At 68.1% G+C, this 24,281-nt stretch carries 24 protein-coding genes; 13 read left to right on the top strand and 11 right to left on the bottom strand.

Going from position 1 to position 24,281, the window contains the following annotated elements:
• Positions 1 to 64 precede the first annotated feature (64 nt).
• A complete protein-coding gene (locus LVB87_RS02210; RefSeq protein WP_232899288.1) occupies positions 65 to 2,431 on the top strand; it encodes an FG-GAP-like repeat-containing protein in 2,367 nt (788 codons plus the stop codon).
• A gap of 66 nt (positions 2,432 to 2,497) precedes the next feature.
• On the opposite strand, the gene LVB87_RS02205 is transcribed toward LVB87_RS02210, so the two are convergent.
• The 3 genes from LVB87_RS02205 to LVB87_RS02195 are packed head-to-tail and all read right to left on the bottom strand — an operon-like array spanning position 2,498 to position 6,107.
• Positions 2,498 to 3,553, bottom strand: a complete 1,056-nt coding sequence (locus tag LVB87_RS02205; protein ID WP_232899287.1) for a GSCFA domain-containing protein — start codon at positions 3,551 to 3,553, stop codon at positions 2,498 to 2,500.
• Positions 3,550 to 4,425: a WcbI family polysaccharide biosynthesis putative acetyltransferase gene (locus LVB87_RS02200; protein ID WP_232899286.1), complete on the bottom strand. Its 876-nt coding sequence runs from the start codon at positions 4,423 to 4,425 to the stop codon at positions 3,550 to 3,552. Before LVB87_RS02200 ends, LVB87_RS02205 begins: the two co-directional genes overlap by 4 nt.
• Before the next feature lie 59 nt (positions 4,426 to 4,484).
• Positions 4,485 to 6,107, bottom strand: coding sequence for an electron transfer flavoprotein-ubiquinone oxidoreductase (locus LVB87_RS02195; protein WP_232899285.1), 1,623 nt, complete (start codon positions 6,105 to 6,107; stop codon positions 4,485 to 4,487).
• A 35-nt stretch (positions 6,108 to 6,142) separates the two neighbouring features.
• Between LVB87_RS02195 and LVB87_RS02190 the strand changes: the two genes are divergently transcribed.
• Complete coding sequence (locus LVB87_RS02190) at positions 6,143 to 6,742, top strand: alpha-ketoglutarate-dependent dioxygenase AlkB (protein WP_232899284.1); 600 nt, start codon at positions 6,143 to 6,145, stop codon at positions 6,740 to 6,742.
• On the opposite strand, the gene rimI is transcribed toward LVB87_RS02190, so the two are convergent.
• The 3 genes from rimI to pssA are packed head-to-tail and all read right to left on the bottom strand — an operon-like array spanning position 6,711 to position 8,187.
• Positions 6,711 to 7,187 carry a ribosomal protein S18-alanine N-acetyltransferase gene (rimI, locus tag LVB87_RS02185; protein WP_232899283.1) on the bottom strand — a complete coding sequence of 159 codons (477 nt, stop codon included), beginning with the start codon at positions 7,185 to 7,187 and terminating at the stop codon, positions 6,711 to 6,713. The two genes, LVB87_RS02190 and rimI, sit on opposite strands and share 32 nt — an antisense overlap.
• Positions 7,184 to 7,444, bottom strand: a complete 261-nt coding sequence (locus LVB87_RS02180; protein ID WP_232899282.1) for a hypothetical protein — start codon at positions 7,442 to 7,444, stop codon at positions 7,184 to 7,186. The genes rimI and LVB87_RS02180 overlap by 4 nt, the downstream gene beginning before the upstream one ends.
• Positions 7,441 to 8,187 carry a CDP-diacylglycerol--serine O-phosphatidyltransferase gene (gene pssA, locus LVB87_RS02175; RefSeq protein WP_232899281.1) on the bottom strand — a complete coding sequence of 249 codons (747 nt, stop codon included), beginning with the start codon at positions 8,185 to 8,187 and terminating at the stop codon, positions 7,441 to 7,443. Before pssA ends, LVB87_RS02180 begins: the two co-directional genes overlap by 4 nt.
• A gap of 90 nt (positions 8,188 to 8,277) precedes the next feature.
• Here pssA and LVB87_RS02170 point away from each other — a divergent pair, with 90 nt between their 5' ends.
• The 4 genes from LVB87_RS02170 (at position 8,278) to LVB87_RS02155 (ending at position 11,210) form a co-directional block, all read left to right on the top strand.
• Positions 8,278 to 8,733, top strand: coding sequence for a DUF4124 domain-containing protein (locus LVB87_RS02170; RefSeq protein WP_232899280.1), 456 nt, complete (start codon positions 8,278 to 8,280; stop codon positions 8,731 to 8,733).
• A 3-nt stretch (positions 8,734 to 8,736) separates the two neighbouring features.
• Positions 8,737 to 9,021, top strand: a complete 285-nt coding sequence (locus tag LVB87_RS02165; RefSeq protein ID WP_232899279.1) for a DUF4124 domain-containing protein — start codon at positions 8,737 to 8,739, stop codon at positions 9,019 to 9,021.
• Positions 9,022 to 9,102: 81 nt separating this feature from the next.
• A complete protein-coding gene (locus LVB87_RS02160) occupies positions 9,103 to 10,800 on the top strand; it encodes a proline--tRNA ligase (protein ID WP_232899278.1) in 1,698 nt (565 codons plus the stop codon).
• Positions 10,801 to 10,835: 35 nt separating this feature from the next.
• A complete protein-coding gene (locus LVB87_RS02155; RefSeq protein WP_232899277.1) occupies positions 10,836 to 11,210 on the top strand; it encodes an H-NS histone family protein in 375 nt (124 codons plus the stop codon).
• Positions 11,211 to 11,224: 14 nt separating this feature from the next.
• Here LVB87_RS02155 and LVB87_RS02150 read toward each other — a convergent pair whose 3' ends face one another.
• Entirely contained in the window at positions 11,225 to 12,511 is a 1,287-nt protein-coding gene (locus LVB87_RS02150) for a threonine/serine exporter family protein (protein ID WP_232899276.1), read from the bottom strand.
• A 169-nt stretch (positions 12,512 to 12,680) separates the two neighbouring features.
• Between LVB87_RS02150 and LVB87_RS02145 the strand changes: the two genes are divergently transcribed.
• The 6 genes from LVB87_RS02145 to LVB87_RS02120 all read left to right on the top strand — a co-directional run bounded on the left by LVB87_RS02145 (position 12,681) and on the right by LVB87_RS02120 (position 17,345).
• A complete protein-coding gene (locus tag LVB87_RS02145; protein ID WP_232899275.1) occupies positions 12,681 to 13,091 on the top strand; it encodes an MbcA/ParS/Xre antitoxin family protein in 411 nt (136 codons plus the stop codon).
• A complete protein-coding gene (locus tag LVB87_RS02140; protein WP_232899274.1) occupies positions 13,088 to 13,777 on the top strand; it encodes an RES family NAD+ phosphorylase in 690 nt (229 codons plus the stop codon). Before LVB87_RS02145 ends, LVB87_RS02140 begins: the two co-directional genes overlap by 4 nt.
• 64 nt (positions 13,778 to 13,841) lie before the next feature.
• Positions 13,842 to 14,954, top strand: coding sequence for an MlaE family lipid ABC transporter permease subunit (locus LVB87_RS02135; protein ID WP_232899273.1), 1,113 nt, complete (start codon positions 13,842 to 13,844; stop codon positions 14,952 to 14,954).
• Position 14,955: 1 nt separating this feature from the next.
• Complete coding sequence (locus LVB87_RS02130; protein ID WP_232899272.1) at positions 14,956 to 15,750, top strand: ATP-binding cassette domain-containing protein; 795 nt, start codon at positions 14,956 to 14,958, stop codon at positions 15,748 to 15,750.
• A gap of 12 nt (positions 15,751 to 15,762) precedes the next feature.
• On the top strand, positions 15,763 to 16,677 hold the full coding sequence (locus LVB87_RS02125; protein ID WP_232899271.1) for an MlaD family protein: 915 nt from the start codon (positions 15,763 to 15,765) through the stop codon (positions 16,675 to 16,677).
• Between the two features lie 11 nt (positions 16,678 to 16,688).
• A complete protein-coding gene (locus tag LVB87_RS02120; RefSeq protein WP_232899270.1) occupies positions 16,689 to 17,345 on the top strand; it encodes an ABC-type transport auxiliary lipoprotein family protein in 657 nt (218 codons plus the stop codon).
• Here the strand turns inward: LVB87_RS02120 and LVB87_RS02115 are convergent.
• Genes LVB87_RS02115 through LVB87_RS02100 form a run of 4 tightly spaced genes read right to left on the bottom strand, consistent with a single transcriptional unit; the run spans position 17,342 to position 23,092 of the window.
• Positions 17,342 to 18,472, bottom strand: coding sequence for an acyltransferase (locus tag LVB87_RS02115; protein WP_232899269.1), 1,131 nt, complete (start codon positions 18,470 to 18,472; stop codon positions 17,342 to 17,344). The two genes, LVB87_RS02120 and LVB87_RS02115, sit on opposite strands and share 4 nt — an antisense overlap.
• Positions 18,414 to 21,182 carry a valine--tRNA ligase gene (locus LVB87_RS02110; protein WP_232899268.1) on the bottom strand — a complete coding sequence of 923 codons (2,769 nt, stop codon included), beginning with the start codon at positions 21,180 to 21,182 and terminating at the stop codon, positions 18,414 to 18,416. Before LVB87_RS02110 ends, LVB87_RS02115 begins: the two co-directional genes overlap by 59 nt.
• A 4-nt stretch (positions 21,183 to 21,186) precedes the next feature.
• Positions 21,187 to 21,612, bottom strand: a complete 426-nt coding sequence (locus LVB87_RS02105; protein WP_232899267.1) for a DNA polymerase III subunit chi — start codon at positions 21,610 to 21,612, stop codon at positions 21,187 to 21,189.
• A gap of 1 nt (position 21,613) precedes the next feature.
• Positions 21,614 to 23,092 carry a leucyl aminopeptidase gene (locus tag LVB87_RS02100; RefSeq protein ID WP_232899266.1) on the bottom strand — a complete coding sequence of 493 codons (1,479 nt, stop codon included), beginning with the start codon at positions 23,090 to 23,092 and terminating at the stop codon, positions 21,614 to 21,616.
• Between the two features lie 89 nt (positions 23,093 to 23,181).
• On the opposite strand from LVB87_RS02100, the gene lptF reads away from it, so the two are divergent.
• Positions 23,182 to 24,279: an LPS export ABC transporter permease LptF gene (gene lptF / locus LVB87_RS02095; protein WP_232899265.1), complete on the top strand. Its 1,098-nt coding sequence runs from the start codon at positions 23,182 to 23,184 to the stop codon at positions 24,277 to 24,279.
• The last annotated feature ends 2 nt before the right edge of the window (positions 24,280 to 24,281 follow it).

The following is a 24,281-nucleotide window of genomic DNA, read 5'->3' as shown; positions in this document are numbered from 1 at the left end:
GCATGCAGGCCAGGAGGCCGCTTCGGCCGCCGCGAACTCCAAACGCGCGCCCGCGTCGGCGCGCATGCAAGTTGCGCCGCTGCCGCGTGCGCAATCCACCATCGCCAACCTGCCCGACCGCGGCGAACTCATCGCTTACAGCGATCGCGCACCGCGTCGCGAAGGCGCGACGACCTGGCGCGAGATCCAGCTCAGCGAAGCGCACGCCATCCAGGCCATCAAGGATGGCGGCATGGTCGTGCAGGCGCCCGACGGGCGTCCGATCCGCCTGGATTACGCACGCCACGTCGACCATGGCGATGGCAACTGGACATGGGTGGGCCGGCCTGCCGGCACGAAGCCGGGCACCGAAGCGATGCTGACCTTCGGCCCGAAGGCCGTGTTCGGTTCGATTCCCAACGGCACCGACGAACTCGAGATCGCGACGGCCCGCGGCCACACCTACATGGTGCAGACCGACTCGGCGCGCCTTGCCGCGGAGCAGGCGCTGAAGCCGCAGGTCTTCGCGCCGGATTCGATCAGCGCACCGATGTCGAGTGCGCCGATGTCCAGCGCGCCGCGCACGAGTGGACTGCGCACCGCTGCGTCGTCGCTGTCATCGAGCATGACGTCGTCGGCATTGACGGCGTCCGCGCTGACCGCGTCCGCCGCGCCGCTCTCCGGCAGCGGGGCGACCTCCGTGGTCGGCGGCAGCACCGTCGATCTCGCGATGGGTTACACGGCGGCCTTCGCCACGCGCCTGGGCGGCGCTTCGCAGGCGGTCACGCGCTTGAACGCCATCGTGGACATCGCCAACCAGGCGCTGCTCAACAGCCGCGTCGCCGGCCAGTTCCGCCTCGTGCGCGCCGTGCAGGTGGATGTCGCCGACAACACCCAGAACCGCGCGGCGCTGATGGAGCTCTCGGGCATGACCTGCACGAACGTCGCCGCGGCGGGCCAGCTGTACCTGCCCGACAGCGGTGTCAATTGCACCCCTGCGGCGGTCCCCGCCGGGATGCAGGCCCTGTTGACTGCACGCGATGTGTCGGGCGCCGACCTGGCCGTGCTCGTGCGCAACCTGACCCAGCCGGAACAACAGAGCTGCGGCGTGGCGTGGCTGATCGGTGGTGCGCAGACGGCCGTTGGCGCTTCGGCATTGCCGCTGGGCCTGTCGGTCATCAGCGATTCGAGCGGCAGCATGTTCCCGAGCAACGGCAGCGTGTGCCGCAGCGAGACGCTCGCGCACGAACTCGGCCACAACCTCGGCCTGGCGCACGATCGCGCGACCGCCGCGGACAACGACGACAGCAATACCGACGGCAACAACCTGGATCCGGAAGAGTTCGGTCGTTATCCCTACGCCTTCGGTTACAAGACCGACGCGGCGGGCGGGAATTTCTACGACGTCATGTCGGTGCCGAATCTCGGCCAGACCAGCTTCCGCATCTATTCCAACCCGCGCCTGACCTTCTGCGGCGGCCAGCGCTGCGGCATCGCAGGCCAGGCCGACGCGGCGCTCGCACTCGGCCAGACGATCCCGGTCGTGGCGGCGTTCCGCGCACCGCGCTTCCCGGTGGCGGGCGTGGGCTATCGCGGCGACTACGACGGCGACGGCAAGTCCGACATCTTCTGGCACAACGCGTTCTTCGGTACGAACGTGATCTGGAAGAACGGCAACTCCGCCACGACCATCGCCGCCGCGACGGTGGCCGATCGCGGCTGGGTGCCTGCGGGCGCCGGCGACTTCAACGGCGACGGCAAATCCGACCTGTTGTGGCGCCATGCGTCGATGGGCTCCAACGTGGTGTGGCTGTCGGGCAACGCGTCGACGGCGATGGCCGTGTCCGGCGTGCCGGATTCGGCGTGGACGATCGCCGGCATCGGCGACTTCAACGGCGACCACAAGGACGACATCCTGTGGCGCAACATTTCCACGGGCGCGAACCTGATCTGGCGTTCGGCCAACGCGGCGACAACGCAGGCGGTGACGACGGTTGCGCTGGACTGGACGGTGGTCGGTGTCGGCGACTTCGACGGTAACGGCATCGCCGACATCCTGTGGCGCAACCGCAACGACGGCCGCAACGTGATCTGGAAGGGCGGCAACTCGGCGACCTCGCAGGGCCTGGCCTATGTCGTGTCGCAGACGTGGACCGCGGTGGGCGCGGGCGACTTCGACGGCGACGGCAAGTCCGACATCCTGTGGCGCAACGCCAACGGCACGAACGTGATCTGGAAGGGCGGCAACTCGGCGACGACGCAGGCGATGACGACGGTCGCGAACAGCGCATGGATCGTGGTCGGCATCGGCGACTTCGACGGCGACGGCAAGGACGACATCCTGTGGCGCAACAGCGCCAGCGGCCAGAACCTGATCTGGAAGGCGGCGAATGGCGCGACGACGCTGCCGGTCACGACCGTCACCGCGCAGTCCTGGGTGATCTCGGGCTGACGTTTTCGGAACGCGTGCTTCGCAGGCGCCGGCGTCGAAGGACGCCGGCTTCTTCGTTTCCGGGACTTACTGCCCGCGCACCTGGTCGATGGCTTCCTCGTCGCACACCACGTCGATGTCGACGGGGACGACCGCGAGGGCGGGTGCGGCGGCGGGTTTCGCACCGATATCGGTGTAGTGGCGCAGGAAGCAGCGCATCACGTGGTCCACGCCGATCGGGCGGATGCTGCGGAAGTCGGCCTCGAAGTACGCGCCGTTGTTGTAGTTCCCGTTGATGATCTCGAACGACGGGAAGTAGTCCACCCACGCGTGCTCGCGAAACAGCATCTCCGCGACGACGCGCAGCACGGACTTGCTGTAAGTGGTGGCCACCAGCGCACTGCGGTCCGCCTCGTAGGTCGCGATCAGCGGCACCGGGGACACGGTGAGCACGACGCGCACCCGTGGATTCACCGACTTCAGCCCCGCGAGGAAGGCCTGCATGTCGGCGAGCACCTCGTGCACGCCGAGGTTCACGAACGCATGCCGCGCCGGATCGTGCGTGCCGGCGACCACGCCGGGCGCGACCGGATAGATCGTGCCGTCCGTGCGCGAGGCCCACGCTTCGGTCAGGCCCAGGGTGAAGACGAAGACATCGCAGGTTTCGAACAGCGTGCGCGTGGCGGCGAGGTGCTCCTCGCGTGCCGCCTGCACCTGCGCAGGCGATGCGAACCCGTCGGGTTCGACCTGCGGGCGCAATGCATCGACCCAGCGTCCGTCCGCGCGCTGCCACGCCGGTTCGGCGACCTGCCGCCCTTCGAAGCATTCCTGGAACAACTGCAACAGTTGGCGCGCGGTGTAGAGGTTGCCGTACCGCGCGGAGAACACGCCGAACTGCCGCGCCTCGCGTTCGGCGGCCGGCAACGCTTCGCCGGCCTCGGTCACGTAGTAGCGGAAGCCCGCGCGCGCGAGACGGCGCGCGATGTGCTGCGCGAAGCAACTGCCCGCGGTCGCCACGCGATCTTCGCGGCCGATGGCGAAGCGCGTCGACACCACCGGATCGAAGCGGAAACGCTCGGTGCCCGCGACGCTGCGCCGCCAGAACTGGTGGTCCGGCAGGCCGGAATACGGATTGCCGCTCATGCGCGCCTCCCGATCAGTGTCATCGCCGCATCCAGGAGCCCGGCTTGTTCGGAGCGGATGGTGATGCCGCCGTTGTCGCCGTCGTGTTCGCGATACAGCTTGAAGCTTCCTTCCACGAAGCCCCGCAGGTGCAGGAAGCGGTACTCGCCCGCCATCTTGAACATGCGACTTCCTTCCACGCCCAGGCGATTGGCGACCTCCGGATAGATCGGGAAGATCGGACCGTTGGCGAGGTTGTCCTGCGGCAATGCGTCGTTGTACTGGGCCTTGATGTCCGCTCGCGCGAGCACACTGCGCGCGACGTCGCGCACGCACGCGATGCGCGGATGGTTGATCGAATACATGAAGGCGCCGGTGCGGCTCCACTCCAGGAAGGGCGCGTCGAGGTCGAAGCCGTGCTTCCTGAAGTTGGCGAGCAGCGCGTTGCGCGCAGGGTCCCAGCGCGCGAAGTAACCCAGGCTCGCATAGGTGTCCGGGCCGTAGAGCGCGAGTGTCGCGTCGACATCCAGCCCGCTGCGGAACGCGGCGAACGCGATGAGCGAGTGGTAGTCGCCGAGCGGTCCCTTCAACTCGTTGCCGCGGTGCTGCAGGTAGCACAGGTCCGGATGGTAGGCGTTGAACGAGATCGTCGGCACGGCCCAGGCCTTGCCATGGCGATCCAGGTCGATCGGCGATTGCTCCAGCAACCGCGGCGATGCGAGCACGCGATCGAAGCCGGACAGGCGCTTGCCGATGTCGACGGCCTCGCGGCGGAAGGAGTGCGGATCGTGGTGCTCGACTTCGATTTCGTCGCTGAGCAGGTTCAGGCAGTTGGCCAGGCCCAGCACCTGGCAGTTGTAGACCAGCAGCCAGCGCTCGCGGACGCTCGGCAACGAGACGCGGGGCGCCGTGGGTCTCCGGAAAAGTCGATTTCGGAGGGCGCGGATCATCGTCAGAGGTTCTGGTAGTTCGGCCCCGAACCGCCTTCCGGCGTCACCCACGTGATGATCTCGTAGGGATCCTTGATGTCGCAGGTCTTGCAGTGCACGCAGTTCGCCGAATTGATCTGCAGGCGCTTGCCGGTGTTCGCCGGGCCGTCGGGGTCGGCGACGATTTCATAGACGCCGGCGGGGCAGAAGCGCGTGCAGGGGTTGTCGTATTCGGCGGCGCAGCGCGTCACGCACACCGACGGATCCGACACCACGAGATGCACAGGCTGGTCTTCGTCGTGTTCGGTGGCGGCGAAGTACACGCCGGCGAGGCGGTCGCGCGGTGCAAGGTCGCGCTGCGCGTAATCGCGCTTCGGCGCCTCGTGCGCGCCCACCTTGTCGAGCGAGTTCCAGTCCGCCTTGTTCTTCAGCGTCCAGGGCGAGAGGCCCGCCGTTGCGGTTTCCCACGCGGCGTTGAGCAGGCCGAACCACATGCCGCGCTTGAAGCCCGGCTTGATGTTGCGGACCTTGCGCAGTTCGGCCATCACGTCGGAGTTGCGCAGCTTCGCGTCGAAGCCTTCCGGTGCGAGCTGCGATGCGACCAGATGTTCGGCCGCGTGCATCGCCGAGCGGATCGCCTGGTGCGTGCCCTTGATCTTCGGCACGTTGAGCGTGCCCGCCGTGTCGCCGATCAACAGCGCGCCCGGCATCTCCACCTTCGGCAGCGACTGGTAACCGCCCGTCACGATCGCGCGCGCACCTGCCGAAACGATCGTGCCGCCTTCCAGCAGCGGCTTCACCGACGGATGGTTCTTCCATTGCTGGAAGGCTTCCCACGGCTTGTATTCCGGATCGTGGTAATCGAGCCCGCTGATGTAACCCAGCGCGATGCGGCCCTTGTCCAGGTGGTACAGGAAGCTGCCACCGTAGGTGTTGTTGTCCGCGGGCCAGCCGAGCGTATGCACGATCTTGCCCGGCGTCACGCGGTCCTCGGGCACCTGCCAGAGTTCCTTGATGCCGATCGAGTAACCCTGCGGATCGCTGCCGGCGTCGAGGCCGAAACGCTTGATCAATCGCTTGGTGAGGTGCCCGCGCGCACCTTCGGCGAGCACGGTGACCTTCGCGCGGATGTCGATGCCCTGCGTGTAACCGGGCTTGTGTTCGCCGTTCTTCGCCACGCCCATGTCGCCGATGCGCACGCCGAGCACGCGGCCGTCGGCATCGTGCAGCGTTTCGCTCGCGGCGAAGCCCGGGTAGATCTCCACGCCGAGCGCTTCGGCCTGCGGCGCGAGCCACGCGCACAGCGCACCGAGGCTGACGATGAAGTTGCCCTTGTTGTGCATCTGCGGCGGCACTGGCAGCTTCGTTGCGCCGGTCTTCGACAGCAGCAGGAATTCGTCGTGGCCCGCCGGCACGCAGATCGGCGGCGGGTTGTCGCGCCAACCGGGCAGCAGCGCATCGAGCGGGGCGGGTTCGATGACCGCGCCGGAGAGGATGTGCGCGCCGATGGTCGACGCCTTTTCGATCACGCAGACCGAAATGTTCGGGTCGAGCTGCTTGAGGCGGATCGCGAACGCAAGGCCGGCCGGGCCCGCGCCAACGGTGACGACGTCGTATTCCATGACGTCGCGTTCGGTTTCACTCATGGCAGCCTCCGTGGAATGCCGCCATTCTACGGCCCATGGCAGGGCAGGCGGTCGATCTCCCGGGCGCGACGGTATTGCTGGATCCCCACTGGCTCGGGGCGCCGGAGGCGTGGGACTTGTTCGAGGCCCTTCACGCGGGGCTTGCGTGGGAACGCCACCGCATCACCGTGTACGGGCGCACGCTGGATGCGCCGAGGCTCAGCTGCTGGATCGGCGATGCGAGCTACACCTATTCGGGCACGCGCTTCGATCCGCATCCCTGGCCCGATGCGCTGGCGCCGGTGCGCGTGCGGCTCGAACGCGAATTGCACGCCGGGTTCAACAGCGTGCTCGCGAACCTGTACCGCGACGGGCGGGATCGGCTGGGCTTCCATCGCGACGCCGAGCCCGAACTCGGGCCCGAACCACTGATCGCTTCCCTCAGCCTGGGCGCGACGCGCCGGTTCCGGTTCCGCGCGAGCCACGGCGACGCGTCCCTCGGCCTGGACTTGACGCACGGGAGCCTGCTGGTGATGTCCGGCGCGACGCAGCGCAATTACCTGCACGCCGTTCCCGGCACCGCGCGCGCCGTCGGCCCGCGCATCAACCTCACGTTCCGCCGCGTCACTCCGCGGGCAACAACTCCAGCGCCATGACCAGCGCATCCTCGCGGCCGTCGCGCGCAGGGTAGTAGCGCGGACGCCGGCCGATCTCGTTGAAGCCTTCGTCGTGGTACAGCGCGATGGCGGGCGCATTCGACGGACGCACTTCCAGGAAAACGCGCTGCGCACCGCGGCCGCGCGCGAGTTGCAGCAGCGCGCGGAGCAGACGGCGCCCGTGGCCGCGGCCCTGCATCTCGGGCGACGTACACAGGTTGAGCACGTGCGCTTCGTCGGCGGCGACGCTCAGCACCGCATAGCCGATGATGTGCCCGTTCTCGACCAGCACCCACGCAGGATGGTTGGCGAGCAGGCAGTCGCGGAACACGCCCTGCGTCCACGGGAAGGCATACGCACGCTGCTCGATCGCCATGACCGCAGGCAGGTCGGCTTCGCGCATCGGGCGCAGGATGGGCGCGGCGTCGACGGCGATCGCGCTCATGCGCGCGACCCCTTGCGCAGGGCGCGCAACTGCGGCCACAGCGCGCGCTTGGCAGACGGCGTGCGCAGGCGTTCCATCGGCGGCAGCGCCGGCAGTTGCGCGACGCGGGCGTTCGCGGCTTGCGCGAGTGCGCGCAGCAGCGGCGGCGCATCGAACTCCACCGGCGCGCGCGGCGCTTGCGCGACGTACATGACGTGCCCGAGTGCGTCGAGCACGTCGCGCTGGAAAGCGTCCCAGGCAGGTCGGTGATCGCTCATCGGCGGCGCAACCACATCACGGGACCGGACAGGGCGAACAACACGGTCGCCGCCAGCAGCACGCGCGGCGGATCGATCCACAAGGCGATGAGCGCCGCGACGGCGATGAGGATGGTGGCGAAGGGCACGCGTTCGCTGCGAATGCCTTGTCCGCTGCCCTTGAAACTGGAATAGCGCACGCGACTGACCATCAGCAGGCCCGCCACGACGGCGACGCCCGCGGCGAGGTAGCGCAGTTCGGGGCCGCTGAAGCCGAGGTCGTCACATGTCCACGCAAAGCTCGCCATCAGGCCGGCCGCGGCGGGACTGGGGAGCCCGATGAACCATCGCTTGTCGACCTGCGCGACCTGGCTGTTGAAGCGCGCCAGTCGCAGCGCCGCGCAGGCGGCATAGAGGAATGCGACGAGCCAGCCGATCTTGCCGAAGACCGCGCCGTCGAGCTTCATCGACGACAGCGCCCAGTGGTACATGACCAGCGCAGGCGCCATGCCGAAGCTGACGAGGTCGGCGAGCGAGTCGTACTGCACGCCGAACTCGCTCTGCGTGTTGGTCATGCGCGCCACGCGCCCGTCGATGCCGTCCAGGACGGCGGCGATGAAGATCGCCACGCAGGCCCGTTCCACATCGCCCTGGGAGGCCGCGATGATCGCGTAGAACCCACCGAACAGGCCGCCGGTGGTGAACAGGTTGGGCAGCAGGTAGATGCCGCGTGCGCGCGGGCGCGTTGTTTCGAGAGGCTCCATGGTGGTCGAGTTTAGCGCTTGCGACCCAGGTCCTTGCGTCGCCCCCGGGGCGGTGCTGCAATCGGCCGCAGTCCTTCCGGGAGAAATGCCATGCGTGCCTCGCTCCGCCTTGCCCTCGGTGTCGGCTGCATCGCCGCCGCGGTGTTCGCCTCGGCCTCCGCGCAATCGGTGTATTCGTGGAAGGACGACAAGGGCGTGACCCATTATTCCGACTCGCCGCCGCCCAAGGGCGCCAAGAGCCGCGAGGTGCCGGTGTCCACCGCGCAGCCCACGGTCTCCCGCGCCCCGGTGACCACCCCGACGCCCGCCAGCACGGCCAAGGGCGCGGCCGCCGAGGACCCCGTCGCCGCCGAGCGCCGCGCGGCGGTCTGCAAGCAGGCCCAGTACAACCTCGACGTGCTGAAGAAGGACTACGCCGTCGTCAGCGTCGACCGCGACGGCGACGGCAAGGACGACGCGGTGCTGACTCCCGAGGAGCGCACGGCGCAGACTGCGCAGATGACGGCGGCGGTCCAGTCCAACTGCCCGCCGCCCGGCGCGCCCTGACCCATGCAGGTGCGGGCGGGCTGGGTCGTCCTTGGCCTCGCGGCGGTCGCGGGGCTGGCCTGGTACGCCGCCCGCGGCCCCGCCGACCCGGCGGCCGATCGCGCACGCCAGGCGCGTGCGGACCAGGCGGCCGCCGAGATCGCGGCCGACGCCGAGCCCGTCCTCTATCGCTGGCGCGACGCCAACGGCGTCACCCAGATTACCGAGGAACCGCCCAAGGGCCGCAAGTACGAGCGCATCCCGCGCGACGCGGCACCGGCCATCGAAGTCCGCGGCGACCGCGAATAAGCACGCACGCAAGCGCCCGCACCGGGCGACGCGCGCGCCCGTGGCAAAATGCCCGTCTTTCCGCCTGATCGAATCCCCCAGATGCGCCTGTCGCAGTTCCACCTCCGCACCGTCAAGGAAACGCCCGCCGACGCCGAAGTCGTCAGCCACCAGCTGATGCTGCGCGCCGGCATGATCCGCAAGCTCGCCGCGGGCCTGTACACCTGGTCGCCGCTCGGCCTGCGCGTGCTGCGCAAGGTGGAGGCCGTGGTGCGCGACGAAATGAACCGCGCCGGCGCGATCGAACTGCTGATGCCCTCCATCCAGCCGCGCGAGCTGTGGGAAGAAACCGGGCGCTGGGAAAAGTTCGGCGGCCAGTTGCTGAAGATCAAGGACCGCAAGGAAGCCGAGTACTGCTACGGCCCGACGCACGAAGAAGTCATCACCGATTTCGCGCGCAACGAGCTGGCCAGCTACAAGCAACTGCCGGTCAACTTCTACCAGATCCAGACGAAGTTCCGCGACGAGATCCGCCCGCGCTTCGGCGTGATGCGCGCGCGCGAATTCCTGATGAAGGATGCGTACTCCTTCCACGTCGACGATGCTTCGCTCGGCGACGAATACCGCAACATGTACGACACCTACACGCGCATCTTCACCCGCCTGGGCCTGAAGTTCCGCGCGGTGTTCGCCGACACCGGCGCGATCGGCGGCAGCGCCTCGCACGAATTCCACGTGCTCGCCGACTCGGGCGAGGACGCCATCGCTTTCTCCGACGGCTCCGAGTACGCCGCCAACGTGGAACTCGCCGAAGCCGTGTCGCCGGGCGCGCGCGGTGCCGCGGGAGAAGCGCTGCGCAAGATCGAGACGCCGACGCAGAAGACCTGCGAAGACGTCGCTGCGTTGATGGGCATTCCGCTCGATCGCACGGTGAAGTCGGTGGCGGTGTGGGGCGACGATGGCTTCGTCCTCGTGCTCGTGCGCGGCGACCACGTCGTCAACGAAATCAAACTGTCGAAGTTGCCGGGCCTGCAGGACTACCGCCTGGCCACCGAAGCGGAAATCCTCGAACACCTCGGCGCCGAACCGGGCTTCCTCGGCCCGATCGGCCCGCGCAAGGCGATCCGCATCGTGGCCGACCGCAGCGTCGCGGCGATGCACGACTTCGTCGTCGGCGCCAACGAAGCCGGCTTCCACACCGCCGGCGTGAACTGGGTGCGCGACCTGCCCGAACCCGATGCCGTGGCCGACGTGCGCAACGTCGTGGCCGGCGACGCCTCGCCGGACGGGCAGGGCACGCTCGGCATCGCGCGCGGCATCGAGGTGGGCCACGTGTTCCAGCTCGGCCGCAAATACGCCGAAGCGATGCAGTGCACCGTGCTCGACATGAACGGCAAGGCCGTCGTGCCGGCGATGGGCTGCTACGGCATCGGCGTGTCGCGGATAGTGGCAGCGGCCATCGAGCAGAACCACGACGCCAACGGCATCCTCTGGCCGGCCGCGATGGCGCCCTGGCAGGTGGCGGTGTGCGTGATCAATCCGAAGAACGACGGCAACGTCGCCGCCGCCGCCGAAACGCTGCACCGCGAACTCAACGCCGCCGGCATCGACACGGTGCTCGACGACCGCGGCCTGCGCCCGGGCGCGATGTTCGCCGACATCGAGCTGACCGGCGTGCCGCATCGCGTGGTGGTCTCCGAACGCGGCCTGGCCGCCGGGACCTTCGAATATCGCGCGCGTTCTGCGGCAGAATCGGAACAGCTGGACCGCGACGCGCTCCTTGCGCGCCTGACGGCCTGACAGGTTTCCCACCCTCGCGAAGGAGCACGCCCCGCATGTCCATCGATCTCAATGGCTTGTCGGCCAAGGAACTCGACTCGCTCATCGCGCAGGCGAAGAAGCGGCGCACGACGTTGCACAAGCGCAAGCCCATCGCGGAGGTGCGGAAGAAGCTGACGGCGCTCGCGCGTGCCGAGGGCTACACGGTGGCGGAACTCTTCAGCGGCGCCGCGTCGGCGCCCGCGAAGAAGGGAACGGCGGCCAAGCCCGCGCGCAAGTCGACCAAGGGTTACAAGCTCGGCAAGGTCGCGCCGAAGTACCGCAACCCGCAGAACCCGTCGGAAACTTGGGCCGGGCGTGGCCAGCAACCGAAATGGATGGCCACGCAGATCGCCGCAGGGAAGAAGGTCGACGATTTCCTGATCAGGTGACCGCCGATCGGTGATCAGAGGTTGCGCCGCGCGCTGACCAGCAGGTTGCCGAACAGCAGCCCTGCCACCAGCGCCATCAGCGTGTTGATCACCGCGATCGCGGCGTCGCTTCCGGCGCCGATGTCCTGTTGCTGCACCAGGTTGATCACGCCGCGCAGCGCGATGCTGCCCGGCACCAGCATGATGATGCCCGGCACGCGGATCAGCGCGCCGGGACGCTGCGAGAAGCGCGCATAGGCGTTGCCCGCGGCGGAGGTGACGAGCGCAGCGAGGAACACGCCGCCCGGCCCGCCCACGGCCTGTCCGCCGAAGCGCGAAATCAGGTAACCGCCGGCCGCCGCCAGCATCACCAGCCAGTAATCGCGGCGGGCCGCGCGGAACAGCACGGCGAACGCAAACGCGCCGCACACGACCGCGAGTGCTTCCACCCAGTCCGGTTGCGGTCGCGATCCGCGGATCTCCGGATGCAGGCCGATGACTTCGGCGGCCTTGAAGGCGATGACGGTGCCGATGGTGAGCTTGAGGACCGTCGTGAGCGCGCCGGCGAAGCGCGCGGTGCCCGAGACGAGGTGGCGGCTGGTGAGTTCGTTCACCGCATTGGTGAGCGACATGCCGGGCAGCAGCACGATGAGCGCGGCGATCGTCACCGTGTTGAGGTTCAGAGGACCGATGAAGCTGGCGACGGCGATCGCGACGAAGCCCGCGATCACACCGGAGACCGCATCGCCGGCCTCCTGCAGGCGCGGTCGCGTCTGCGATGCGAGTTCGAGCGCGCCGATCATCAGGCCGATGAGGCCGGCCGTTGCGATGTCGAGCCAGGGCAAGCGCAGCAGGCCCGCGACCGCGGCCGAGGCGAGACCGAAACCGAACACCTGCATCGCGCGTCCGCGCCAACCGGGCGGGCGATCGAGCTGGATCAGTTGCGCATGGCCTTCGGCGATGCCGACGCGGCCGGCCATCACGTCTTCGGCGATCCGATCGGCCTCGCACAACTTGCGCAAGTCCGTGTCCCCCGGCGCAAGGCGAATCACGCGCGTGGTATCCGAGACGCCTCCGGGGCGACGCGGATCGCTGAAGGACAGGATCATGCCGGTGGGATTCGACCAGGGCTCGCATTCGAGACCGAGGCGCTGGGCCACCGCGACCACGGCGCCTTCGAGGCGTTGCGCGGTGGTGCCATACGCGTGCAGGCGTTCGGCGACTTCGAGCACGAAGGCGATGCGTTCGGCATATCCCGCGCCTGCCACGTCGGCGCGAACGGTCGGAGAAGGATCTGACACTACGGAAGGAGTCTTGGCCATGTGGGTGAAAGCATCGCATGTCGTCGCGACAACGCTGGCGTTTCCGGATGCGCAGGGCGATCCCCGGCATCCCGGTTTCGAATGCGCCGGGCAGTCTGAAGGCGGACTAATTATTGCAGGCGGTCCCAAAATGGACTATAACGCTCGCATCCCACTGGAGGCGCTCCCGATGACGAGCATCCCCCTGGCCAGGTCCGCGCCCGACCTCGGCACCGTTGCCTCGGGCGCAGCCGCGCTCCGCACGTTTTTCCGCATCGCCGAAGCGTGGTCGCTGACCAACGACCAGCAACGCCAGTTGCTGGGATGTGCGCGCAGCACGTTCTTCGAGTGGAAGAGCGGGCGGCTGAAGCGCGGGCTCGATGCGGGCACGCTCGAGCGCCTGTCGCACGTGTTCGGCATCTGGTCCGCGCTGCAGGTGTTGCTGCCCGTTCCCGAACGCGCGAACGCCTGGATTCGCCGGGCGAACGCAGCGCCCTTGTTCGGCGGTGGCACGGCGCTGGAGCGCATGCTCGCAGGGCAGGTGTCGGACCTGTTCGTGGTGCGCCAGTACCTCGACGCGCAACGCGGCGGCTGGACGTGACGCGCCTGCACCACGCCGAACTGGCGTGGCCCACGTCGTGCCGACTGGTTGCCAGCCGCTATCCGCCGGTGGGCTTGTTCGATGCAGTGGCCGATCCCGCGGACCTGGACGTCGTGTTCGAAATCGAGGCGCTCGGCAATCCGCGGCTGCGCCAGGAAGCCGGGCAGCTCTCGCTCGTTCCGCCCGACCAGCGCATCAGCGGCCCCGGCTCGACGCCGATCATGTCCGCATTCACCCACTTGAATCCGGAAGGCTCGCGCTTCTCCGACGGCAGCTACGGCGTGTATTACGCCGCCAGCGACCTGGACACCGCCGTCGCCGAAGTCGGCCACCATCGCGCGCGGTTCCTGGCCCGTACCTCGGAGCCGGCGATCGACATCGACCTGCGCTGCTATCGCGTGCCGGTGCGCGCCACGCTCGTCGACCTGCGTGGCCGACGCGCGAAGGCGGACCTGCTCGATCCGGCGGACTATGCTGCATCGCAGGCCTTCGGCCGCGCGCGGCGCGAAGCGGGCGAGGCCGGGATCGTCCACGCCAGCGTGCGGCGCCGCGCCGGAGAATGCGTCGCGTTGTTCACCCCGCGGGCCACCGTGCCGCCTGCGGTCCAGTCCGAGCACGTCACGCTGTGCTGGGACGGGGTTCGCATCGCACAGTGGTACCGAAAGTCGGACGCACGACCGGCCTGACGCCGCGCGGCTGCGCACGCCCCTCACGGCCGGACTCTGTATCCTCCACGACAGAGGGGATTCCATGCGCGACGAAAGCCGCCCACCCAGTCTCGCCACCGACGACGCCACCGGAATACTCCGGTTGGCGGGCAGTTGGACGCTCGCCCACGCCATCGAAATGGGCGAACGCCTGCGGGTCGCGCCCGAGGGCGTGGCCATCGTGGACGCGAGTGGCGTGGATCGCATCGATTCGGCGGGCGTGCTGCAACTGCTGCGCTTCGCACGCCGTCGCAACCTCGAACTCGACGCCTTCGCCTTCCACGACGACCACAAGGCACTGGTCGAAGCCATCGAGGACGTCGCCGACGACCGCCCCAAGAAGAAGCGCGAATACGGTGTCGCCGCCGCGCTCGCGCGCCTGGGCTTTTCGGTCCACGACAACTATCGCGAAATCCTCGCGCTGATCGGCTTCCTGGGCGAGAACCTCGTGAAGTTCGGGCGCATGCTCGCCCAGCCGCGTCGCTTCCGCCTGACCTCCACCGTCTACCACATGGAACAGGTCGGACTGGACGCCGTGCCGCTGGTGTTCCTGCTCTCCTACCTGGTCGGCGCCGTCATCGCGTTCCTCGGCGCGAACATCCTGCGCGACTTCGGCGCGGTGATCTATGTCGTCGAACTGGTGAGCATCGCCTTCCTGCGCGAGTTCGGCGTGCTGCTCACCGCGATCGTCCTCGCCGGCCGCACCGCGAGCGCGTTCACCGCGCAGATCGGCGCGATGCAGGCGCGCGAGGAAATCGACGCGATCCGCACGCTCGGCCTGGATCCCATCGACCTGCTGGTGCTGCCGCGCATCATCGCGTTGGTGGTGATGCTGCCCTTGCTGACGTTCGTCGCGATGATCGCCGGCCTGCTCGGCGGCCTCACGGTGGGCGCGTTCAACCTGGACATCCCGCCGCAGGCCTATTTGGCGCGCATGGATGCCACGCTCGAAGTGCGTCATTTCCTGGTCGGCCTGTCGAAGGCGCCGATCTTCGCCGTCATCATCGGGCTCATCGGCTGCCTGGAAGGCCTGCAGGTGGAAGGCACCGCGCAATCGGTGGGCGAGCGCACGACCTCCAGCGTGGTGCAGACGATCTCGCTGGTCATCGTGATCGACGCGATCATGGCGTTGTGGTTCATGCAGATGGGGATCTGACATGACCATCCGCGACGACGACATCGTCATCAAGATCGAAGGCATGGAAAACCGCTTCGGCGAACAGGTCGTGCACGAAAACCTCGACCTGTCGGTGCGCCGCGGCGAGATCATCGGCGTGGTCGGGGGCTCGGGTGCGGGCAAGTCGGTGCTGATGCGTTCCATCCTGGGCCTGCGCCGCCCCGACGCCGGCCGCATCGAAGTGCTCGGCATCGATGCGCGCAGCGAAGACGAAGACGACCGCCACCAGATCGAACGCAACACCGGCGTGCTGTTCCAGGATGGCGCGTTGTTCTCCTCCCTCACCGTGGGCGAGAACGTGCAGGTGCCGTTGAAGGAGCAGCACCCGGAGATCCCCGATTCGCTGCGTTACGAACTGGCGCTGCTGAAGGTGAAGCTCGCCGGCCTGCCCGCCAACGCGCTGGAAAAACTGCCGTCGCAGTTGTCCGGCGGCATGCGCAAGCGCGCGGGCCTGGCGCGGGCGCTCGCGCTGGATCCGCCGCTGCTGTTCCTCGACGAACCCACCGCCGGCCTGGATCCCATCGGCGCGGCGGCCTTCGACGAACTGATCCTGACGCTGCAGCGCGCGCTGGGCCTGACCGTTTTCCTGATCACACACGACCTCGACACGCTCTATGCGATCTGCGACCGCGTCGCAGTGCTCGCCGACCGGCGCGTCCTGGTCACCGCCCCCATCGAGGAGGTCGAACGCTTCGACCACCCCTGGGTGCAGCAGTATTTCCATGGTCCGCGTGCACGCGCCGCCCGACAGGCGGGCGCTGGCACAATGGCCTGAAGGAGAGGCGCGATGGAAACCAAGGCCAACTACGTCCTGATCGGTGCGTTCACGCTCGCCATCAGCATCTTCGGCCTGCTGTTCGCGTTGTGGGCGGCCAACTGGTCGTCCGAACGCGAGTGGAACAACTACCGCATCGTGTTCGACGAAGCGGTGACCGGCCTGTCCGACGGCAGCAGCGTGCGCTACAACGGCATCACGGTCGGCACGATCCAGACGCTGCGCTTGGCGCCGAACGATCCGCGCAAGGTGATGGCCGACGTGCGCATCGCCGCGGACACGCCGATCAAGGTCGACACGCACGCGAAGATCTCGCAGGACGGCCTGACCGGCCCGACCTTCATCCAGCTCAGCGGCGGCAGCCCGAACGCCGCGCTGCTGGTCCCGGGCGACGGCGACGAGCGCCCGGTGATCGCCACCGAACCCTCGGCCCTGCAGAACATCGCCGACACGGCGAACCGCCTGGTCTCGCGCATGGACGAAGTGCTGAGCGACGAAAACGTCCGCCGCATCTCCACCTCGCTCGACAACATCGAAAAACTCACCGGTTCGGTCGCCGCGCAGCGCCAGGACCTCGGCCAGCTGATCGTCAACGCGCGCGAGGCGACGGAACAACTCAAGTCCACGCTGGTGACTACGCACGGCGCCGTGGATCGCCTGGACAAGGACGTCATTCAGAAGATGCCCGAGCTCGTCGACAAGTTGGATCGCACGCTCGCGCAACTCGAAATGGCGGCGAACAACGCGAACGGCATGATCGCCGAGAACCGCGCGCCGCTGGCCAACGGCGTGCAGCAACTGGGCCCGACGCTGACCGAACTGCGCGGCCTCGTGCGCGACTTGCGCCGCGTCGCCGGCCGCCTCGACAAGAATCCCGCCGGCTACGTGCTCGGCCGCCAGCAACCCAAGGAGTTCGTGCCCGAATGAGTGCCCGACCCATGACGACGATCTTGCGCATCACGGCGCTCGCCGCCTGCGTGTCCGCGCTGTCCGCGTGCGGCATCGTGCCGGAGAAGGAGACGATCTCGATCTACGCACCGGAGACGAAGGTGCAGGTCGATCCGTCCTGGCCGAGCGTGCGCTGGCAACTGCAGATCCCGCGCCCGTATGCGTCCGACCTGCTCGATTCGCCGCGCATCGTCGTGCGTCCGGAGGACGGCGAACTGCAGGTCTACCACGGCGCCACCTGGGCCGGGCCGGCGCCCGACCTGGTGCAGGACGCCGTGCTCAGCGCGTTCGAGGACAGCGGCCGCATCCCCGGCGTCTCGCGTCGCGGTGCGGGCGTGTCGGGCGATTACGAACTCATGCTCGACCTGCGCCGCTTCGATTCCGATTACGCGGGTGGCAAGGTGCCCAACGCCGAAGTTGAAATCGTCGCCAAGCTCCTGGACATGCACAACAGCACCGTCATCGGCACCCGCAAGCTGCACAAGACGGTGCCGGCGGGCGGCACGGCGATCGGCGAGGTCTCGAAGGCGATCGGCACCGCCTTGAACGAAGCGGTGCAGGAGCTGGTGGGCTGGACGCTGGTGGAAGGGCAGAAGTACGACGCAAGCAAACCGGCCGCCGCCGCGCCGCCGGCACGCAAGCGCTAATGCGTTGCGCCGTCCGCCTTGCGGGCGAGCATCGGCTTCTCGACCAGGTGCCATGACGCGAACGCCAGGGGCAGCGTGATCGCGGTGGCCGCGAAGAAGGTCGCGGCCACGCCGATCCCCGGAGACGCGGCGATCACCGCCTGCTGCACCGGATAGGCATAGATGTAGACGCCGTAGGAGTAGTCGCCCACGCGGTTGTAGGCGCGCAATGCGCCACCCGGCACATAGGCGCACCACAGCACGAGGTAGGCAATCACGGGCGGGTAGGTCCAGAGGAACAGCGCCGGTTGCCACGCGCCGATGCACGCCACGCCCGCCAGCAACGCCGCGATCCAGCCGCGCATCGGGATGCGATCGCGCAGCAGCCAGAACGCCGTGCCGCTGAAGAACATGAAGAACAGCCGGAACGCATGCCATTCGCGCAGGCCCGCGTCGTGCGACCACCACAAGCCGACGAGCATGCCTGCAGTCGCAACGACCACCACGCGCGTGAACATGCGTTGCGCGTCCGACGACGCAAACCGCACCCACCACCACGCCACTGCCAGCGTGATGTAGCAACGCAGTTCGAACGGCATGGTCCACAACGACCCGTTGACCATGCGCGCCATCGGGTTGTCCGCGAACACGCCCGGCAGCCGCAGCTTCACACCGAACAGCGTCGTCGCGTTCTTCGCCAGGAAGCGCCAGGTGTCGGAGTCGCCGAAATACGCAGCGAGCGCGTTTGTCGTGAACAGCGGCCCGAGCACGAACACGAGCAGCGCCGACATGACCATGAGCGCCGGCAGGATGCGCAGTGCGCGGGCGCGGATCCAATCCGCGCTCCCGCGGCGGAACAGGCTCGCTGTCACCAGGAACCCGCTGGTGACGAAGAACACATCGACCGCCACCGACGCGGGCGTGTAGCCGATGCGCGCGAACCAAGGCTCGTGGTCGCCGGGCCCCAGCGCGAGCGCGAAGCTGTGGCTGAACAGGACCGTGAACGCCGCGAGGAAGCGGATCAGGTTGAAGTTGTTGTCGCGGCCGGTGGCGTACGCAGAGAGCTGCATCGCCGACGGCCGCGTGTCTTCAGCCCAGTCGAGCGCGTTGCGCGGCCAGCGCGTCGCGTTGCGCGCCCCAATCGGCAAGGCGCTGGCGCTCCTGTTCGACCACCGCGGCCGGCGCGTTCTGCACGAAGGTTTCGCTCGCGAGCTTGTTCTGCGATTTCGCGAGTTCGCCTTCGACGCGCTTGAGCTCCTTGTCCAGGCGCGTGCGTTCGGCGCCAAGGTCGACCAGGCCTTCCAGCGGCACGAACAACTTCATCTCACCGACCAGACCCGCGGCCGCCGCCGGCGGTTCGCCGTGCAGCACGTCGATCTTCTCGATGCGGTTGAGGAAGCGCAGCTGCGAATCGAAGCGGCCCATGCGCTTGCATTCGGCTTCGCCGCCGCCCTGCACGAGCAGTGTGATCTGCTTGGTCGGCGATACGCCGAGTTCGCTGCGGATGCGGCGCAAGGCAGAGACCATCGACTTCAGCCATTCGACGTCGGCTTCGGCGCCCGCGAAATCACCGGCGTTGTCGCCGGCCTCCGGATAGGCCTGCAGCGAGATCGTCGCGGCATCGATGGACAGGCGCGGCGCAACGCTGCGCCACAGTTCTTCGGTGACGAAGGGCACCAACGGATGCAGCAGGCGCAGCAGCGATTCGAGCACGTGCAGCAGCGTGTGGCGCGTGCTGTCCGCAGCCGCCGCATCGGTGCCGTTGAGCGCGGGCTTGGCGAGCTCGACGAACCAGTCGCAGAACTCGTTCCAGGCGAACTCGTACAGCGACTGCGCGAGCAGGTCGAAGCGGTAGGAGGCGAAGTGCGCGGCGGCCTGCACCGTCGCGTTCTCCAGGCGCGCCAGGATCCACTTCTCCGCATCCGTCATCGCCGCGGGCTTGCCGCTGAACACCTTGCCCTCGGTGTTCATCAACACGAAGCGCGTGGCGTTCCACAACTTGTTGCAGAAATTCTTGTAGCCCTCGGCGCGGCCCATGTCGAACTTGATGTCGCGGCCGGGGCCGGCGAGCGAAGCCATCGTGAAGCGCAGCGGATCGGCGCCGTGCGCCGCGATGCCGTCGGGGAATTCCTTGCGGGTGGCCTTCTCGATCTTCGGCGCGGTTTCCGGCTTCATCAGGCCCGTGGTGCGCTTGGCGACGAGCGATTCCAGTTCGATGCCGTCGATGATGTCGATCGGGTCGAGGATGTTGCCCTTCGACTTCGACATCTTCTGGCCGTCCTTGTCGCGGACCAGACCCGTGATGTAGACGTCGCGGAACGGCACGCGCTTCACGAGATGGTCGGTCGCCATGATCATGCGCGCGACCCAGAAGAAGATGATGTCGAAGCCCGTGACGAGCACGGAGGAGGGCACGTAACGGTCGAGCCCGAGGTCGCCCATGCGGTGTTCGCTCGGCCAGCCCATCGTGGCGATCGGCCACAGCTGCGAGGAGAACCACGTTTCCAGCACGTCGCTGTCCTGCAGCAGCGCAACGTCGTCGCGCAGGTGGTGGCGGCGGCGGATGTCGTCTTCGCTGCGGCCGACGTAGATCTTGCCGTTCGCGTCGTACCACGCCGGGATGCGATGGCCCCACCAGAGCTGGCGGCTGATGCACCAGTCCTGGATGTTCTCCATCCAGTGGCGATAGGTGTTGATCCAGTTCGGCGGCACGAACTTCACGTCACCGCTTTCCACCAGTTCCATGCCGCGCTTGGCGAGCCCGTCCATCTTCACGAACCACTGGTCCGTGAGATAGGGCTCGATCACCTGGCCCGTGCGATCGCCGCGCGGCACCTGCAGCTTGTGGGGCTTCACTTCGACGAGCAGGCCCTGCGCCTCGAGGTCGCCGACCACCTGCTTGCGTGCGATGTAGCGGTCGAGGTCGCGGTACTGCTCCGGCACGTTCGCGTTGGTCACCGCGTCCGGCGTGAAGATGTTGATCATCGGCAGGTCGTGGCGCTGGCCGACGAGGTAGTCGTTGAAGTCGTGCGCAGGCGTGACCTTCACCACGCCCGTGCCGAATTCGCGATCGACGTAGGCGTCCGCGATCACCGGGATCTCGCGATCGGTGAGCGGCAGCTTCACGGTCTTGCCGATCAGGTGCGCGTAGCGCTCGTCTTCCGGATGCACCATCACCGCGGTGTCGCCGAGCATCGTTTCCGGGCGCGTGGTCGCGACGACCAGCGAACCGCTGCCATCGGCGAGCGGGTAGGTGATCGACCACAGGTGGCCGTCTTCCTCTTCGTTGACGACTTCAAGGTCCGAGATCGCGGTCTTCAGCACCGGATCCCAGTTGACGAGGCGCTGGCCGCGATAGATCAACCCGTCTTCATACAGGCGCACGAAGGATTCGATCACCGCGGACGCGTAGGTCGCATCCATCGTGAACACGCTGCGCGACCAATCGCCCGAGGTGCCCAGGCGGCGCATCTGGCGTTCGATCGTGTGGCCGCTTTCCTCGCGCCACTCCCACACCTTGTCGATGAAGCCCGCGCGGCCGAGGTCGTCGCGCGTCAGGCCTTCGCGGCCGAGATTGCGCGCCACCACCATTTCCGTCGCGATGCCCGCGTGGTCGGTGCCCATCTGCCAGAGCGCATCGAAGCCGCGCATGCGGTGGTAACGCACCAACGCGTCCTGCAGCGTGTGCTGGAAGGCGTGGCCCATGTGCAGCGTGCCGGTGACGTTCGGCGGCGGCAGCAGCACGACATAGGGTTGCCCCTTGCCGCGCGCGCGGAAGACGCCTGCGTCTTCCCACTCCGCATAGAGGCGGGATTCGAAATTGGACGGATCGTAGCTGGGGGCCAGGCTGTCGCTCATACGCTCACATGTCGTGCTTGTTCACTTCGAAACCGCGCGCCTGGTAATGCTTCCAGCGTTCGCGCAGGGGGCCGCGGGCGCTTTCGTCCGCGGGCACCACTTCCAGGACGCGTTCCACTGCGCCTTCCACTGCGCCGTCGCGCAGGTTGATCACGATCGGGCGCAACGGGGCATCGATGTCGGGCGGCGCGATCAACACCGCGGCCTCGTCCTCGTCGATGTCGGCGCCTGCGATCTGGTGCGGGATGTAGGCGTCCTCGCCCATGTCCCACAACAGGTCGTCGAGCAGCTCGGCCTGTTGCGCATCGCGCGCGAGGATCAGCGTCCAGATCCCCGCGTCGTGCGCCTTGCGTGCGAGTTCGCACACAAGACGCAAAGGTTCCGCGCGGAAGCGCGGTTTGGCGATCAGGTAGAAGTCGGCGCGCGGCACGTCAGGCCGCGCGATCCAGCAACCACTGCGAAAGCAGGCCGACCGGGCGACCGGTGGCCATGCCGCGCTTGCCTTCGTCGTTCGCCACGCCCGCGATGTCCAGGTGCGCCCAGCGCTGGCCTTCGGTGAAGCGCGCCAGGAAGCAACCCGCGGTGATCGCACCGGCCCAGCGGCCGCCGATGTTGTAGACGTCGGCGAAGCTCGACTCGAGCAGCGACTGGTATTCGTCCCACAGCGGCAGGCGCCACGCGCGGTCGAACGTGGTTTCGCCCGCGGCGAGAAGTTCGCCGGCCAGGTCGTCGTGCTTGCTCATCAGGCCGCTGGCGTACTTGCCGAGCGCGATGACGCAGGCGCCGGTGAGCGTGGCGACGTCGACCAGCGCCTGCGGCTCGTAGCGCTGCGCGTAGGTGAGGGCGTCGCACAGGATCAGGCGGCCCTCGGCGTCGGTGTTGCCGACTTCGATGGTCTTGCCCGACATCGCGGTGATCACGTCGGACGGGCGATAGCTGTTGCCGTCGGGCATGTTTTCAACCGCCGGCACGAGCACGACCAGGTTGATCGGCAACTGCATGCCGACCGCGGCGACGAAGGTGCCCATCACCGTCGCGGCGCCGCACATGTCGTACTTCATTTCCTCGATGCCGCCCTGGACCTTCAGGTTGATGCCGCCGGTATCGAAGGTGATGCCCTTGCCGACGAGCACGAAGGGCTTGGCGTCGCCGCCGTTGTTCCACTTCAGTGCGATCAGCTTCGGCTCGTTGGCCGAACCCTGCGCGACGGCGAGCAGCGAGCCCATGCCGAGTTCGTGCATCGCATCGCGGCCGAGCACCTCGCATTCGGCCTGCGGGAAGCGCGCGGCGAATTCCTGCGCCTGCTGCGCGAGGTAACCCGGGTTGCAGATGTTCGGCGGCAGGTTGCCCAGTTCGCGCGAGAACGCGACACCGGCGGCGATCGCCTTGCCCTGTGCGAGCGCGTGCGCGTCGTCGCCCGCGATGGCCAGCGCCTTCAGGCCGGTTTCGTCGCGCTTCTTGTTCTTGCTGCCGAGCGTGGCGGTGTAGCGGTAGCACGCATGGGCGGCGGCGACCACGGCCTGGCGGATGTTCCAGGCGGCGTCGCGCTCCTTCACGGGAAGCTCGGACAGCGTGAACAGCGCATTGGCGATCGGGCCGGTGCGCAGCGCGCGCGCGGCGTCGCCGACGGCCTTGAGGTATTGCGCGGTGCCGAACTTGTCGCGGTCGCCGAGGCCGACGACCAGCACGCGCGCGGCGGCCACGCCGGGCAGGTCGTGCAGCAGCGCCGTGCGGCCGGTCTTGCCGCTGACGTCGCCGCGGGTGACGAGCGCCTTGAGCTTGCCGCCGCTGGCCGCGTCGATGGCCTGCGCCGCGGGCGCGAGGCTGTCGTCGGCGAAGGCGCCGACGATGACGCAGTCGGTGGCGACGCCCGCAGGCGCCGAAGGATTCAGGGTGAATTCGAGGGACATCGCACCTTACCGGGGGATTTGGGTGGAATTCCGTACAATCGACGCTCAACGCGCGAAACGAACGCGGGATTCTAGAGCAACGAGGCCCGATGCCGAAGCTGGACCGCTACCTCACGCGGGAATTCACCCAGTCCCTGTTCGCCACGCTCGTCGTGCTCGGCCTCATCAGCCTCGGCGGCGTATTTGCGGACCTGTTGGGCGAAATCGCCCGTGGCAAGGTGCCCGCAGGCCTGCTGCTGTCGCAGCTGGGCCTTCGCCTGATCAACTTCCTCCCCATCCTGCTCCCGCTGGCGCTGATGCTGGGCCTGCTGCTGGCGCTCGGCCGCCTGTACCGCGATTCGGAAATGCCGGTCCTGGCGTCGATCGGGGTGGGCCCCCGTCGCTTGCTGCGGCCGGTGATGTGGGTGGCCCTTCCGGTGGTGTTCGTGGTGGCCATCTGTGCGCTGTGGCTTGGCCCGGCCGCGCGGAAGATCGGCAACCAGATGGTGTGGGAAGCCAATCGCAGCCTGTTGCTGACGGGCCTGGAGCCCGGTCGCTTCACCGCCCTGCCCAACAACGGCGGCGTGGTCTACGTGGGCGAGATGACGGCGGACGGCCGGCACTTCGCGCACATGTTCGTGCATCGCGCGCAGGGCGACCGCGTCGACGTGAGCACCTCGCAGACCGGAACGCTCTACCTGGACACCGACGGCACGCGCTACCTGCGCCTGGACGATGGCTTCCGCGTCGAAGGTCCCGCGCAGAAGGGCCGCGATTTCCGCCTGATGCGCTACGCGCGCAACGACATGCGCTTGCCCGACACGGCGGCCAAGCGTCCCGAGGACGATCCGGAACTGAAGACGACGATGGAGCTGCTGGCCGATCCGCGCCCGGAAGCCGCCGCGCAATTGCACCACCGCATCGCGCCGCCCTTCCTGACGCTGGCCTTCGCGCTGATCGCCGTACCGCTGTCGCGCAGCGGTCCGCGCCAGGCGCGCTACGGGCGCGTGCTGCTCGCCTTCCTCGGTTATCTCGTCGCCATGAACTTCACGATCCTCGGCCAGACGTGGATCGCCGATGGCAAGACGCCGGCCGTGCTCGGCCTGTGGTGGTTGATCGTCCCGCTGATGGTGTTCGCGGTGTGGCTGTACCTGCGCGACGGGCGCATGGCGCGTTCGCGTTGGTTCGGCGGGGAGAAAGCGCAGTGACG

This window comes from Lysobacter sp. KIS68-7, assembly GCF_021284745.1.
Lineage (GTDB): Bacteria > Pseudomonadota > Gammaproteobacteria > Xanthomonadales > Xanthomonadaceae > Noviluteimonas.
Note: the sequence above shows the minus strand (reverse complement) of the source record. Positions and strands in the feature narration are given on the sequence as shown.